A 14,790-nucleotide genomic window follows, 5' to 3' on the forward strand; every position below is an offset into this window, starting at 1 on the left:
TCGAGGAAACGCCTATGCACGCTGCACCCACGTCCACGAAGACCGCCTTCGACGGCATCCGCATCGCCATCGGCGTGGGGGGATCGCTCGCCCTCGTCGTCGGGGTGGTGATCCTCGTCTGGCCGGGCAAGACCGCGATGGCCGTCACCGCTCTCGTCGCCGCCTACGCGATCGTCGCCGGTGTCATCTACGCGGCCATCGGCGGGCTGAGCAGGACGAAGGGCGGATGGGCGCGCGTCGGCCACGTGCTGCTCGGCCTGATCTTCATCGTCGCCGGGGTGATCGCGTTCACGAGCCTCGGTCAGACCGCGGTCTGGCTGGGAGCCTTCCTCGGCGTGCTCGTCGGCATCCTGTGGATCGTCGAGGGCATCGTCGCTCTGAGCACCCTCTCCGGAACCGGCTCCAGGGTCTGGTCGATCGTCTTCGCGATCTTCTCGATCGTGGCTGGAGCGGTGCTGCTGTTCGCACCACTGTGGGGCGCCATGGTGCTGTGGATGCTGATGGGTATCTCGCTCATCGTCCTCGGCGTGGTGAACATCGTGCGAGCGATCACGTTCGGTCGCATGCAGCGTTGATCACGGACGGTCGCGCCGGCTGCCCGAACGTGGCCAGCGCGACCGTCCGTGGTCGATGCGGCGAAGGCGATCAGTCGCTCATGGAGGCAGCGAGCAGACGCATGCGCGTCGCGATGCGAATCGCCTCTTCTCGAGTCGAGCACCCCAGCTTGCGGTAGATCGAGCGCAGCTGCGACTTCACGGTGTTCGGCGACACGTGGAAGCTCGATGCCATGTTCGCCGTCGACCGCTGTGCCGGCAGCGCGTTGAGGATACGGAGTTCGCCCGAGGTGAGCGACGGTCGCGCTTGGAGATCCCGGAACACGATGCCCTCCGTCACCACGACCCACTCCTCGGCGGCTTCCGCATCCAGCACTTCCTTGATGCGATCCACGAGCTGTCGCGGCATCACTTCCAGCAGGCGTCGGCGGTCGGCGCGCTGGGAGATCCTCGAGATCTGGCGTGCGGTCTCCGCATCGATCTCGCCCGTTCGCGCGAGCTCGAGCCACCCGGAGAGCAGCACGGCTTCGGCGCGCTGCGCAGGTCCGAGCGTCTGGTCCGATGCCAGCGCGCGAAGCTCGTGTGCCGCCGTGTCCAGCCGCCCGTCGTGGAGCGCGAGATGGGCGGTCGCCAGCAGGGTGAGCACGCCGACCTTGGGGTTTTCCTTGACGACCGTCCAGGCATACGCGGAGTCACCCGTGGCGATGAGCGCCTCGATGGTCGAGGAGGCGACGACGTCGGCGGCCAACGAGCCCCGCTGAGTCGGATGCCCGTCCGAAGCCAGTCGGATCGCCTCGAGCGCATCCTCCGGCCGATGCCGCGAGAGATAGGCGCGGCAACGGGCCAGCAGAGCGAACGGCCAGTTGAGTTCGATGCTGTCGACCGGGCACGCTCCCGACAGCAACTCGTCGACGTCACCCGACCGGCGGTCCACAGCAATGAGCGCCCTGGCGATGAGCTCGGACGACATCGTCGCGCTCGCATGGAGGGCGGTCACCTCCGGCATCTCCTCCGCCTCGGCGAGCGCGCGTTCCGCCTCGCTCAGAGTGCCGCGGATCGCGTGTGCGAGTGCGGTTCGGGCGAGAGCCATACGTTCGGCGTACTCCTGCCCGGAGAACTTGCCCAGCTGACGAGCCGTCGCGAACTCCAACAGCGCCCGCCCCGAGTCGCCGGCGGCGAGCATCGTGGTCCCGATCTGATGATGGAGGAACCACAGGGGCCCGTCGATGCGTTCCCGACCCTCGGCTGCCGTCTCGAGAAGGCGATCCTCGAGCCGCCGCGCGTAGACCATGGCGGCCGTGACGTCGCCGTTGACGCGGAACGAGAGCATTTGGGCAAGAGTGAGGAAGTCGAGCTCATCGGCGCTCATCAGGCGCGCATCCTGGGCGTGCGGGACCGGCTGATAGGCCCGAGCCCTGCGGGCGAGCACGGCCGTCATCGGATGGATCACTCGAAGAATGGGATGCCGGTCGAGCAGACTGCTCGGCAGCTCGACGACCGCTGCCGTCAACGCGTCGGGATGCGTCGTGTAGAGCGGCCATACGTTGGAGACGACGGTGCGGGCGATGGTTTCTGGATGTCCGGCACGCACTGCCTTCGCGAGCTCATCGCGGGCGCGGTCCGTGTCGGTGAGGTTCATGCGGGCCCCACCCAGGCTCTTTCCGGAGCGGTTCGAGGTGTTCGCACCACGACGGGACGGAGGAGTTCCCGACGAAGGACAGTCGTGCACTTGTCGTTAAAAGCGGTCGCTCGAAGCATCGTTACCCCCTGCTCTGCCGACGCTCTGGGGAAGCGCCGGTCCTGTAAGACGAGAAACCAACCCCCTCGGTTCCTCGCTGACTCCTTCCTAATATATTGGCGGGCTCGGGGCGCAGATCACCGTCGGACATCACCCGGGTGTTCACCCCGGTGACACCCGGGCGACCACCCGGGCTGTCCGGCATCCGGGCCGCTGAGGACCCGACCCGCACCACTCATTCCGTGCGAGCCTCCGCCCGTGACAGGGCGAACACCCCGCTCATCGCGACCGCTCCCGCCGCCGCCAACGCGAGGTACGCCCACATCGGCGCGCCGCTCGCCTCGCCCAGGATCGCGATGCCCAGCACGACGGCGACCGCGGGATCCACGACGGTGAGCCCCGCGACGACGACCTCCGGGCGGTTGAAAGCGTGGGCCTTCTGCACGAAGTAGATCGAGAGTCCCCCGGCGACTCCGATGCCCAGAATGCAGGCGATGGTCAGAAGGTTGGCGACATCCCACTTCAGACCGCCCGACTGAACGGCAGACTGCACGCGGAGGATGACGGTCTTGCCGAGGGTCGCCACGAAGGCCGAGTAGATGCCGCCGAGAAGCACCCAGACGACCGGAGGCGTGCGCCGGCGCCGCCCCACGATCCCGACCACCGCCGTGGTGACCAGCAGCACGGTCAGCACGACCAGCACCGCGATGAGCTGCACATCGGTGATCGCGTGCTGCGTGCTCACCATCGCCGCGACGGTCACGAACCCGGCCACCCCGAGCACGCAGATGGCGATGGCTCGCACCACCTGACGGGAGGGCGCTCTCTTGGCGAACACTGCCGTCAACAGGGCGGTGAACACCAGTGCGACGACGCCCACCGGTTGCACGACCATCAAGGGCGCGAATGTGAGACTGCCCATCTGCAGGAGCACGGTGACTCCGAGGAGGAGAGTGCCGAGCAGCCAGAAGTGGTTGCGAAGGAGGTTCATGGCCTTCGAACCGTCGACTCCGCGCTCCGCTGCGGCCTCCATGGCACGCACGCCTCGCGCCTGCAGCAGATTGCCGACCGCGAGCGCAGCGGCAGATCCGACCGCCAGAGCGATGCCGATCAGAGGTGCCGAGTCGAGTTCCATGGTCATCTCTCGCTTTCGAGGTGGAGCTTCACACTGATCTCGAAGGCATCGAGCTCATCGAGGACATATCGGAGGGCGGTCGTGCTGTGATGTCCGGACCGGCCGAGTTCATGCAGGCGCTCCCGCATGACGGCGATCAGGGCGAGTTGGAACTCGAGCGCCTCCGGGGCATCCGCACCGCCACGGGGATCGAGTGGCGCGACGAATCCCGCCCTCGGGAGCGAAGAGAGCGCGTCGGAGAACGGCGTGCGCCCACGACGCTGCAGCGTGTCACCGTCGATCGCCGCTTGGGCGGCGTCACGCAGCTGCTCGTCGATGCTGCGGATCTCGTCGCGCGGCGGGCCGCTCGCCCCAGCCGCCCGGAGTCCGAGGAGACGCGCCAAGACAGGAAGGGTCATCCCCTGCAGCAGCAGACTGCCCGCGGCGACGAGGAACGCGATGAAGACCAGCAGGTCGCGCGACGGTACTTCTGCGGGCAGCGTCTGCGCCGCCGCGAGCGTGACCGCACCACGCATGCCGGCCCACACGATCATCGCATTGTGCTTCCAGGTCAGCGGCGACGCGTCGAAGTACTCGATGTCGGCGCGCATCCGTCCCGCAGTGCGCCTTCCGGACCCGGCTCCATCCACGGAGAGGCGGTGGCGCACCGATCTCGCCACCCTGGCGGTGTGCACCTGCATCATGGGGAAGACGTAGGCGGCACGGACGGCGATCAGGATCACGAGTGCCACCGCGGCGATGGCGATGCCTGCGAGCAGCCCTTCTTCTGCCTCAAGATTGCTCTCCACGATCCCCCACAACTCGAGCCCCATGAGGAGGAAGACGGCACCCTCGAGGAGGAACGCGATCGTGCGCCAGGTGAGCTTGTCGGAGATGCGCTGTTCGGGTGTGAGCCATCGCACGGCCCCTTGCCCGCAGACCACGCCCGCCACGACCGCCGCGACGAGGCCGGAACCTCCGAGTGCTTCCGTCGGCAGATAGGCGATGTACGGGATCGTCAAGCCGAGGGCGGTGTTCGCCGTCGCGCTCGTGGTCCATGCCCGCAGGCGCAGCGCCAGCCACCCGGCGCCCGCACCGACGGCGACAGCGGAGAGCACCGCCCAGGCGAACGATCCGAGAGTCGTGAGGAAGGAGAATCCGGACGCCGCCGCGACGATCGCCGTGCGCAGCAGCACCAGTGCGGTCGCGTCGTTGAGCAGGGACTCCCCCTCGAGCACGGTCACCACGCGTCGCGGCACTCCGAGTCGGCGCACGATGGACGTCGCGACGGCATCCGTCGGGCTCAGGATCGCACCGAGCGCCACCGCCAGCGGGAAGCCGAGACCGGGTATGGCCCAGAAGAAGAACAGCCCGAGCACCACGGCGCTCACGATCACGAGGAGCACCGATAGGCCGCCGATCGCGGCGAGATCACGCCGGAATTCGATCGCCGGGGCGGAGACGGCCGCCGAGAACAGCAGTGGAGGCAACACGCCGACCAGGATTAACTCCGGGGGCACGGACACGGCGGCCACCCCGGGGATCAGGCTGACCCCCACGCCGACGGCGACGAGGATCAGCGGCCCCGCGATGCCCGTCCGCTGCGACAGCGAGCTCGCGAACACGATCACGAACACGGCGACGATGACGAAGACGAGGACCTCTACCGGCATCCGGACTCCTCACGATCGGAACCCACGACTCACCCCGCCAGGTCGGCGACGCCGGCGCCGATGAGCTTGAAACCGAGGATGACGAACAGCACCGCCATGATGACGGCGTGATTGGTGACGAGCCAGTTGCGCATGCCGGAGAGGCGCACCTCGACCTTGCTCGGCGAGACGACGCTGATGATCCACGGAATCGCCACCGCCGAGATGCCGAAGATGCCGAAGATCAGCACGACGGCCACCACCTGTTCGACCGGCAGGACGGCCTGCGAAATGCGGCCCCCCGCGGCGGCGAGCAGCGGCAGATCCTTGGGCGACAGCGGTCCCGATATCAGGACGCCGACGAAGAACGCCTTCCACGCGGTCAGCCCGTCGAGACTGGCCATCCATTTGGGAGTCTCGTGCGAAGAACGGCCGCGCCACTGCAGCAGCGCGAGCACGAGCAGACCCGCACCGAGGACGATCTCGATGATGTCGATCGTGATGTGTGGCCCGGAGTCCGGGTCCTCCGCCCCCGCCGCTCGCCCGATCAGCACGAGGACGCCGACGAAGAGGATGCCCCATGCATAACACCCCAGGATGAACGCCGTGCCGTTCGTGCGCCCCTTGCCCGACGTCGCCATCAGGATGACGGCGACGATGGACAACGGGCTGATCGCGACGGCGACGCCGAGTGTCAGCAGATCTGCGAGGACGGCGATCATGCGCGCACCACCGGGTGCGCATTACGCAGGAACAGGATGATCCAGCTGAAGATGAGCAGAGCCGAGACGAGCTCGACGGCCGTCAGATTGTAGATGCCGGCCGAGAAGAGCAGCGCGAGGATCACGATCACCCCCACGTAGACGAAGCCCAGCGCGACGAAGACTCTCGGCATGGTCGGGATGAGCCAGGGGAGCCCGACCACGAGCACCGCGAACGCGACGCACATGCCGGTGGCGACTGTGTTGTGCAGGAGGAAGAACCGGTCGACGGGAAAGAGCCCGACACAGGCGAGCAGCGCACCGAGCAGAACGAAGAGCCCCCGAACGGTGCCTCGCCGCCGTCGATCCGCGTCCATCTCCGAAGGCAGAGACGCGGTCCCGAACCGCGCGATCGTCGTGACGATGACGCCCGACACGATCAGTGTGACGTTGAACGTCAGCGCCGAGATGTCGTGGGTGATGCCGAGCGCCGACAGGTTCATCTGCCACCACTGCGGGTCCGTCGCACTCAACATCGCCGTCACCATGCCGACCACGAGGAACACCGCGAGGACGAGGGACAGATGGCGGGGCGTGAGATTCGCCCCGCTCACGAAGGCGAGATATGCGCTGAGCGCCGCAGATGCCGCCGCGAGGACGACCGCGGGCGACGCGAACACCGTCGCCCCGACGAAGCTGTGATCGAGGATGGTCGCCACGCCGATCCACCCGAGAAGAGCGATGGCAGCGTAGGCGGCCGACAATGCGACGAGGTCGAACCACCAGTACCGGGTGCCGTCGGCGGCGCGCATGTCGGTCGGCCTGTCGCGATGCGGACGCAGACGGGATGTCGCGAATCCGGCAGCGGCGGCCACGGCGCCGGCGATCGCCGCGAACTCGCCGAGAGAGTGTCGGCCATCGATCGGGAGCTCGCGGCCCCAGAACACGAAGATCGCGACGATGGCGCTTCCCGCGAAGGCGAACGCGCCGAAAGTGAGGGCGAACGACTCGTCGTCGAGCGCACGCCGGCCCCGGCTGCGGGTGCCGACCGCCCCCGCACTCGCTCTCGTGTCGATCGATGTCGTCCTGTCCATCGCCGTCTCCCGTTCCCTCGCCACCGGCGTCCGCGTGCGCGTCATCGGAGAACGGGCTCGTCGTCGGGGCCGGAGCCCGCCCTGCCCCGGTGATGGCGTCCCCGATCCCAGAACGGAAGAACGATGAGAGAGGCCAGCAGGAAGCAGAGCGCCCCGACGAAGGTGCCGTAGTTCGCGAGACCGTTGTTGAACGCATCTCCGCTGGGCAGGATGAACGCGCCTACGGCCGAGGCACCGAACGCGATGCATCCGACCATGTTGATGAAGACCGACCACCAGGCACGGCGCCCCAGGTCCCAGAGTCTTCGGGCATGGGCGTAGGCCACGAATGCGAGGATGCCGCTGAGGAGGAAGGCGACGGACCCTCCGGCGTCGGGATTCCAGACGAGCTTCTCCTGTGCAGCGATGCTCCGCGCGTGCAGTGCACCGGTCGTGCTCACGTTGAACAGGATCGTCCCGAACGACTGCGTGGCAGCGGCGAGCCACTCCGCCCGCACCATCCGTCCCGGCGCGTAGGCCACCCTCACTGCCACGGCACCACTGAGGAACAGTTGGATCAGTCCGGCGCCGGTGAAGAACCAGGCGCCGATGAAGAAGAGCAGGTTGGACCCGCTCGAGCCCAATGCCTCGCTCAGGCCGGGCGCGGAGCCGACGGCGAAGAACGCGGAGCCGATCATGAACCCCCAGCACTGCTTCGTGACGTTGGGCACGAAGAGCCTGCGGGGTGGATCGATGCTGGTCGCTGCAACGGTCATCGTCGCACTCCTCTCTGTGTGACTCGAAGGCGCGATCGGGGAGGGCGCACGACGGCGCCCTCCCCGATCGGACGGATCAGTGGTGGAAGTGTGATCCGCTGCTCGCGGTATCGGGAAGCGGGGTGGTCAGCGCCTCGAGGAACGCCACCTCGCCCCGGATGTCGGCGAGCAGAGCCGATGCGAGGTCACGGCTGAGCCCGACCTTCACGACGATGCGCTGCAGGACGACATCCGACATGTCATCAGCCATCGGGTAGGCGGGGACGAGCCACCCCTTCATCCGCAGACGATCGGCGAGGTCGTACAGAGTCCACTTGTCGGTGTGCCCGTCCTTCAGCACCCACGCGAACACGGGGATCGTGTCTCCCTTGCTGATCAGATCGAATGGGCCGATCTTCGCGATCTCACTCGAGAGGTAGGTGGCGACGTCGATCGAGTTCTGCTGCACCTCGCGGTAGCCCTCGAATCCGAGACGGAGGAACTGGTAGTACTGCAGCAGCACCTGCGCGCCGGGGCGAGAGAAGTTCAGCGCGAGCGTGGGCATGTCCCCGCCGAGGTAGCTCACGTGGAAGATCATGCTCTCGGGCAGCACGGCGGTGTTGCGCCAGACCACCCACCCGACACCGGGGTAGACGAGGCCGTACTTGTGGCCCGAGGTGGAGATGGAGTTCACCCGGTCCAGCTGGAAGTCCCACACCAGGTCCGGCTGACAGAACGGTGCGACCATCGCGCCGGATGCCCCGTCGACGTGGATCTTCACGTCGAGGCCGGTCTTCGCCTGGATCTCATCGAGCTTCTTCGAGATCGCGATGGTGTCGTCGTACAGTCCGGTGAACGTCTGTCCGAGGATCGACACCACGCCGATCGTGTTCTCGTCGACGTAGTCCTCGAGGTTGTAGCCGTCGAGGATGATGTGATCCGGGCTCACCGGCACGTAACGCGGCTCGACGTCCCAGTAGTTGCAGAACTTCTCCCACACGACCTGGACAGCCGCCGACATGATCAGGTTCGGCTTGTCCGTCGACTTGCCCTCAGCGGTGCGCTTCTCCTGCCACAGGCGTTTGAGAGCGAGCCCGCCGAGCATGCACGCCTCCGACGAGCCGATCGTCGAGGTGCCGATCGTGTCGCTCTTGTCCGGGACGTTCCACAGGTCGGCGAGGATCCGCCAGCAGCGATCCTCGATCGCCGCGGTCGCCGGGTACTCGTCCTTGTCGATCATGTTCTTGTCGGCCGCTTCGAGGTACAGCTTCTTGGCCTCGTCATCCATCCAGGTGCCGACGAACGTCGCGAGATTGAGTCGCGAGTTGCCGTCGAGGATCGACTCGTCGTGCACGATCTGGTACGCCGTCTCCGGCAGGCTCGGGCCGGTCGGCAATGTGAACTTGTCGAACTCGGTGGCCTCGCCCGGTCGGACGAAGACGGGATTGATGCTGATGGTCGAGTCGATGTTCGTCGACTGCCGGGCCTTGTGCGTGTTGGTGGTCACTTTTCGCTCCTACGAAGAGATCGGACGGGTGAAGTGGGATGAGGTGCCAGGACGTGTGGTGAGGGTGACTCTCCTCCTATACCTCGACCGGTGGGTAGAGGCGGTCCATGTTGTACTGCCTGTTGCGCCGGGCGGCCAACGTCGAGATCGCGAGGAACACCACTGTGAGCAGGGCGATCGTGCCGATCGCAACCCACAGCCGGTAGTCCGCGCCTCCCAGGATCATGAACCTCAGCCCGGTGACGGTGGCCGTCATCGGATCGATCCAATGGATGTACTGGAACGGCAGCGTCGTCACCGCGACCGGGTACACGCCTCCGGCGGAAGTGAGTTGCACCATGAGGAAGGCGAGCGTGAGCACTCGGCCCACGGCCGGCCCGAGGACGGCATTGAACATCTGGATCATGGCCATGAACATCGCGACCATGAGCAGCATGAACCCGAACGTGCCCCAGGGGTTGGCGTACTCCATTCCCAGTCCGAACCGCACGACCAGGTAGAGGATCGCCGCCTGCAGGAAGCCGACCGCCAGCGTGGGCGCATAGGAGGCGAGCACGGTTCGGAAGGACCCGAGCCCTTGCGCCAGCGGACGCGCCTGCAGCGGAGTGAAGAGCATCCACGCGATGATGCCGCCGACGAACAGCGCAAGCCCGAAGAAGAACGGTGCGAATCCGTAGGCGAAGGTCTTCGCCTCGTTGTTCGTGACCTGCTTCATCACGACGGGATCGGCCAGCGTCTTGATGAAGCTCGACTGCTGATCACTGTTCCAGTGGGGGATCAGTTTCATCCCCGATTCGACGCCGCTGGCAAGTTCCGCGGTGCCGGCCACGAGCGCAGGCATGTTCGCGGAGATCTCGTTCGCACCGTCGCTGAGCTGGACCAGGCCGCTCGCGAGCTGGTCCGCGCCCGATCGCAGTTCGTCGGCCTTCCCCGTGACCTGGTTCAGGGTGTTGTTGATGCCGCCGGACTCGACAGCCCGCAGCATCACGTTCACGCGACTGCTCGGGTTGTCGAACTCGCCGGCGAGGGTGTCGACGTCGTTGCGGAGACGGTCGAAGGCGATCGACACCTCCTGCCCGACACCACTCTGCTCGATCGATCGCTGCACATTCTCCAGCCGCTCGGCCAGCTCGTCGTCGCCGGAGGCGCGCACGTCGTCGATCACCGCCTGCAGATCTGCCCGCGCCCGCGTGTTCGCTTCCGCGATACCTGCCAGTGCGCCGTCGAGGCTGTCGGTGCTGGTGCGGATGGACGAGGCGAACTGCTGCAGTTCGCCGGTCGTGAGACCGTTGGCGTTGACGGCTCGCTCGACCTGCCCGACGGCACCGTCCACGTTGGCCACGAGTTCATCGAGGGCGGCGGAAAGCGTCCCCGCGCCCGACTTGGCCGTCACCAGACCCGTGGCGAGTTGATCGGCTCCCGCGCTGAGTTCGTCGACCCCGGAGTTGAGCGTCTCGATACCGGCCGCGGCCTGGCGGATCGTGGGTAGCTCCCCCTTGATCCCGGTCGCGACGGCGAGGAAGACCTGCTCCCCCACCTGCGCCGTGACGTCGTTGATGACCTCAGCGGCAGCATCCTGACCGATCACGGTCGACAGGTAGTTGTTCGCGTCGTTGTAGGTGAAGATCAGGTCGGCCTGGCGGGGGTCCCCCGTCGCCGCCGATGCGATCGCCTCGCTGAAGTCCGCAGGGATCGTGATCGTGAACGCATATCGTCCGTGTTCGAGGCCTGCGGTGCCTTCGGCCTCATCCACGACGTGGGTCTCGAGCTGCCCGGAATCGACGATCCCCTTCACGACCTGGGTACCCGCATCGAGCGGCTCGCCCATCGCGTCGGCCCCCTCGTCGAGGTTGACGATGGCGACGGGCAGATGGTTCACGTTGCCGAACGGGTTCCAGAACGCCCAGAGGTACAGGGCGCCGTACAGGAGTGGCATCAGGATGATGACGGCGACGGCGAGACGCGGCATGCGCCCGCGGTAGTAGCGCTTGAAATCGCTACCGGGTGAGAATGCGGCGATCATCGGCCGGTGACCTCTCGTTCCAGGACCGCGAATTCGTGGTCGGTGAGGTTGTGGACCTCGATCACATCGGTGATGCCGTCCTGCTTGTCGACGCCGTTGACGTCGGCCATGATGACGGTCTGCTCGGCACCGAGAGCGATGAGGCGCTCACGGAGACGCCGGGAGCCCTCGACGCTGGCGAGGGTGTCGACGCCACCGACGACCAGCAGCGGGGGCTTTCGGATGTTGGCCACGGCGATGCGGAAGAGGGCTGCCGTGAACTCCGGCAGCTCCTCGACCATCGCGTCCATCGTCGGCAGCGAATAGTCACCGAATACCGGGCGGCAGATGCGTTCGAGATCCTCGTCGGTCGACTGCGGCACCCACTGGTACCACTTGGCGGCCCACCGCACCTGTTCGGTCACGATGTCGTGCACGCGGATCGTCTGCGGGATGCCGTCGACCTCGTCGACGTTGGCGATCGCCGCCTGACCGAAGAGATGATGCGGCTTGTCGATGCGTCCGAAGGCTTCGAGTCGTCCGGTGGTCGGCTTCATCCGCCCGCTCAACGTCAGCAGGAGCGCCTGGCGGCCGCGGCCTCCTGCGCCGACGAGCACCGTGACGCCGCCGGCTCGGACCGTGAGATCGACCGGTCCGTAGATGTGCCCCCAAGAGGCGTCGACACCGATGCCGGTCGCGGTGATCAGCACCTCGCCGAACGTCTCGCTGTGGCCACTGCGTGTGCCGAGACCCTCATCGGTCTCACCCTGATCCGTCGGAGCTGCCATCGCTCTTCCCCTTCGATTCGCCCTGAGATTGCCGATAGGAGCCGACATGGCTTCAGGCCTCGTTCTTGATGACCTGGCCGCCCTTGACGATGAGCGCGAAGTTCGCGTCAGGGTCGGCGATGAGCGAGAGGTCTTCGATCGGATCTCCGTTGACGAGGATCAGGTCCGCCCAGGATCCTTCCGCGATGACGCCGAGCTTCGCGCCTCGGTAACTGTTGCGCTCCCCCGCGAGCTCGAACAGCGACGCGTTGCCGGAGGTGAGCATCGTGAGGGCGTCCACATTGCTGTAGAAGTCACCGAGGCGCGCAGCCATGACACTCTGGCGGGCCGCGGACTGCGGCTCGAGCAGCAGATCGGTCCCCCATGCGGTCTTCACTCCATACTGCTTCGCCCAGCCGTACACCTCATCGGTGCCATGGCAGATCTCGGTGTTCTTCGCGGCACGCACCGGGTCGGGATAGTGGTGGTCGTCCTCGGCGAAAGGCTGCATCGAGAGCCAGGCACCCTTCTCGGCGATCAGCGCGATCGTCGCCTCGTCGGCGAGGTGTCCGTGTTCGATCGATGTGACGCCGGCCTCCAGAGCACGCGCGATTCCGGCGGGCGTGTAGACGTGGGTGGCCACGTAGGTGCCGTAGTCGGTCGCCGCCTGCACTGCGGCTCGGATCTCATCCGGTGTGTACTGCAGAGTGTTCAGCGGGTCGTACATCGACGCAGCCCCACCGCCGAGGGTGAGCTTGATCTGACTCGCCCCCATCTTGAGCTGCTCCCGGACAGCCGCCAACACGCGCGGCACTCCGTCGGCGACGCGGGTGAAGTGGATGTCCTCGGTCCGGCTCGGTGCACCGCCGAACTCCTCCGGAACGTCGTAGACGAACGAGAAGTCAGCGTGTCCCGATGTCTGCGAGATCATCGCTTGGCTGGGGAAGATGCGCGGCCCCTCGAATACACCGCGATCGATGAGCGACTTCACCGGAGCGGTGTCACCACCCATATCCCGCACCGTCGTGAACCCGCGCAGCAGCATCCGCTTCGCCTCGGCGATCGTGTTCCCGTACAGCGCGCCGGTCGGACCCTGCAGGAACTCCATCATGCTGTTGGCGTTGCCCATGAGGTGCACGTGGGCATCGCTCAGGCCCGGCATCAGGAAGCGCCCTTTCGCGTCGATCTCGATCACGCCGTCGGAGGCGTCGCCGGCGACGGGAGCCGAGGATACGGCCACGACGAAGGGACCTTCGATCAGGACATCGACGTTGTCCTGTGTCTTCGCATTCACGCCGTCGAAGACGCGAGCGTCGCGAATGATCATTCTCTGAGGTGCATGCGTCCCTGGGGCCATGGCCGCGAGACTATGCCGCGGGCTGCGCGGTGGATGCGTCCCGGCGAGAGATTTCCCCCGACCCGTCATTCGGGTGATGACCCTGTCCGCCCTCTGCCCTTCACCCGGCTCTCATCCTCTCGTGGAGCGGCACGAAAGGTGAGTAGTCTCCTCCCTGGAGCGGCCCGCGAGCGCGCGGGAGCAGGAGGAGGAGACGTATGCCCGAGAAGGAAAGCACGACAGGCAGCGGTACGGAACAGAAGGCGAAGGCGAACGGAGCGAAGGCGATCATCGCCATCATCATCGCCATCGCCGCGCTCTCCTTCGTGTTCTCGAATGTGGCTCCCGCGACGCTGAGATTCCTGTTCCTGGAGTTCACGATGCCCGCCTGGGGCTGGTTTCTCGCGGTTCTGGCTGCCGGCGTGGTCATCGGTTCCCTGTTCCCCTGGTTCCGACCGCGGAAGCGTGGATGACCTTCATTCCTGCTCCGGCATAGAAGCGCAATCTTGCCGATCCCCGACGAACCCGAGAGAGAGACACCGACATGTGCACAAGAGTGGTCTGGCCCGACGCCGACGGAGCGGTGATCGTCGGACGGAACATGGACTACCACCGCGATCTGGGCACCAATCTGTGGAAGCTGCCGAGAGGGTCGCGCCGCGACGACGGAGTCGACGGCGCTCTGACCTGGCAGTCCCGGTACGGCAGCATCGTCGCCACGGCCTTCGACATGATCACGGTCGACGGGGTGAACGAGGCGGGGCTCGCCGGGCACGTTCTCTGGCTCGCCGAATCCTCATACGGAGAGCTCGATCCGTCACGACCAGCGCTGAGTCAGGCCGTCTGGTTGCAGTATTTCCTCGACAATTTCGCCACGGTGGCGGAAGCCGTGGGGTGGATCACCTCGAACCGCGTGCAGGTGGTCCAGCTCACGGACCCCGTCACGGGTGAGGTCCCCACGATTCATCTGGCCCTGGACGACGCATCCGGCGATTCCGCGATCATCGAGTACATCGACGGCGACGTCGAGGTCCACCACGGGGCGGAGTTTCGGGTGATGACGAACTCGCCGAAGTATGACGAGCAGCTCGCGCTGCTTTCACAGATCGACGGGTTCGGGGGCGAGAACCCCCTGCCTGGGACGACGCTCGCCCCCGACCGTTTCGCCCGTGCCGCCCACTACGTCCGTCGTCTGCCGCAGCCGAAGACCCAGCTCGAGGCCATCGCGTCGATGTTCAGCGTGATCCGCAACGCCGCCCAGCCCTTCCGCTTGCCGGACGAAGGCAGACCGGATGCATCGCAGACCATCTGGCAGGTCGTCGCGGATCTCACCCGCCTCCGCTATGTGTTCGAATCGACGACGCGCCCGAACATCGTGTGGGTCGACCTCGCTGATGTCGACTTCGCCGAGGGCAGCCCCCCGCTGGTCCTCGATCTGGGCAGCGGTCTCGCGATCGAAGGAGGCCTGGCGGGCAACGTCTCGACGAAGTTCGAGGAGCGCGGTGAACTGCATTTCCTGTCCCTCACCGATCTCCGTCGTCTCGCCGCCGGACACGGTGCGGTGGCTTCGTCTCGTCCGAGCTGAGTCTCC

Annotated in this window: 13 protein-coding genes; 3 read left to right on the forward strand and 10 right to left on the reverse strand. The window is 66.5% G+C overall.

Translation table 11 applies throughout. The annotated features are described in order from the left end of the window. The first annotated feature begins 14 nt into the window (after positions 1–14). Positions 15–575, forward strand: a complete 561-nt coding sequence (locus GZ67_RS0115860) for an HdeD family acid-resistance protein (protein ID WP_029262686.1) — start codon at positions 15–17, stop codon at positions 573–575. A gap of 70 nt (positions 576–645) precedes the next feature. Here the strand turns inward: GZ67_RS0115860 and GZ67_RS0115865 are convergent, their stop codons facing one another. The 10 genes from GZ67_RS0115865 to GZ67_RS0115910 all read right to left on the reverse strand — a co-directional run bounded on the left by GZ67_RS0115865 (position 646) and on the right by GZ67_RS0115910 (position 13,190). Continuing rightward, positions 646–2,193, reverse strand: a complete 1,548-nt coding sequence (locus tag GZ67_RS0115865; RefSeq protein WP_029262687.1) for a helix-turn-helix transcriptional regulator — start codon at positions 2,191–2,193, stop codon at positions 646–648. Between the two features lie 334 nt (positions 2,194–2,527). Continuing rightward, positions 2,528–3,433: a hypothetical protein gene (locus GZ67_RS0115870; RefSeq protein ID WP_029262688.1), complete on the reverse strand. Its 906-nt coding sequence runs from the start codon at positions 3,431–3,433 to the stop codon at positions 2,528–2,530. Further along, entirely contained in the window at positions 3,430–5,079 is a 1,650-nt protein-coding gene (locus GZ67_RS0115875) for a cation:proton antiporter (protein WP_029262689.1), read from the reverse strand. The genes GZ67_RS0115870 and GZ67_RS0115875 overlap by 4 nt, the downstream gene beginning before the upstream one ends. 29 nt (positions 5,080–5,108) lie before the next feature. After that, positions 5,109–5,780 (reverse strand): GAP family protein, encoded by a 672-nt coding sequence (locus GZ67_RS0115880; RefSeq protein ID WP_029262690.1) that lies wholly within the window; start codon positions 5,778–5,780, stop codon positions 5,109–5,111. Further along, entirely contained in the window at positions 5,777–6,853 is a 1,077-nt protein-coding gene (locus tag GZ67_RS0115885) for a hypothetical protein (RefSeq protein WP_081860027.1), read from the reverse strand. The genes GZ67_RS0115880 and GZ67_RS0115885 overlap by 4 nt, the downstream gene beginning before the upstream one ends. A gap of 41 nt (positions 6,854–6,894) precedes the next feature. Next, positions 6,895–7,608 carry a hypothetical protein gene (locus GZ67_RS0115890; protein WP_051662581.1) on the reverse strand — a complete coding sequence of 238 codons (714 nt, stop codon included), beginning with the start codon at positions 7,606–7,608 and terminating at the stop codon, positions 6,895–6,897. A gap of 76 nt (positions 7,609–7,684) precedes the next feature. Beyond that, complete coding sequence (locus GZ67_RS0115895; protein WP_029262693.1) at positions 7,685–9,094, reverse strand: glutamate decarboxylase; 1,410 nt, start codon at positions 9,092–9,094, stop codon at positions 7,685–7,687. Between the two features lie 76 nt (positions 9,095–9,170). Further along, complete coding sequence (locus tag GZ67_RS0115900) at positions 9,171–11,117, reverse strand: YhgE/Pip domain-containing protein (RefSeq protein ID WP_029262694.1); 1,947 nt, start codon at positions 11,115–11,117, stop codon at positions 9,171–9,173. Next, the gene (locus GZ67_RS0115905; protein ID WP_036303649.1) at positions 11,114–11,884 is read right to left on the reverse strand and encodes a hypothetical protein; all 771 of its coding nucleotides are present in this window, start codon (positions 11,882–11,884) and stop codon (positions 11,114–11,116) included. The genes GZ67_RS0115900 and GZ67_RS0115905 overlap by 4 nt, the downstream gene beginning before the upstream one ends. 52 nt (positions 11,885–11,936) lie before the next feature. Further along, entirely contained in the window at positions 11,937–13,190 is a 1,254-nt protein-coding gene (locus tag GZ67_RS0115910) for a metal-dependent hydrolase family protein (protein ID WP_136025724.1), read from the reverse strand. 227 nt (positions 13,191–13,417) lie between these two features. On the opposite strand from GZ67_RS0115910, the gene GZ67_RS0115915 reads away from it, so the two are divergent. Further along, positions 13,418–13,672, forward strand: coding sequence for a LapA family protein (locus tag GZ67_RS0115915; protein ID WP_029262697.1), 255 nt, complete (start codon positions 13,418–13,420; stop codon positions 13,670–13,672). Positions 13,673–13,743: 71 nt separating this feature from the next. Then, the gene (locus GZ67_RS0115920; protein ID WP_051662582.1) at positions 13,744–14,784 is read left to right on the forward strand and encodes a linear amide C-N hydrolase; all 1,041 of its coding nucleotides are present in this window, start codon (positions 13,744–13,746) and stop codon (positions 14,782–14,784) included. The last annotated feature ends 6 nt before the right edge of the window (positions 14,785–14,790 follow it).

Source organism: Microbacterium sp. Cr-K20 (assembly GCF_000708325.1).
Classification (GTDB): Bacteria; Actinomycetota; Actinomycetes; order Actinomycetales; family Microbacteriaceae; genus Microbacterium.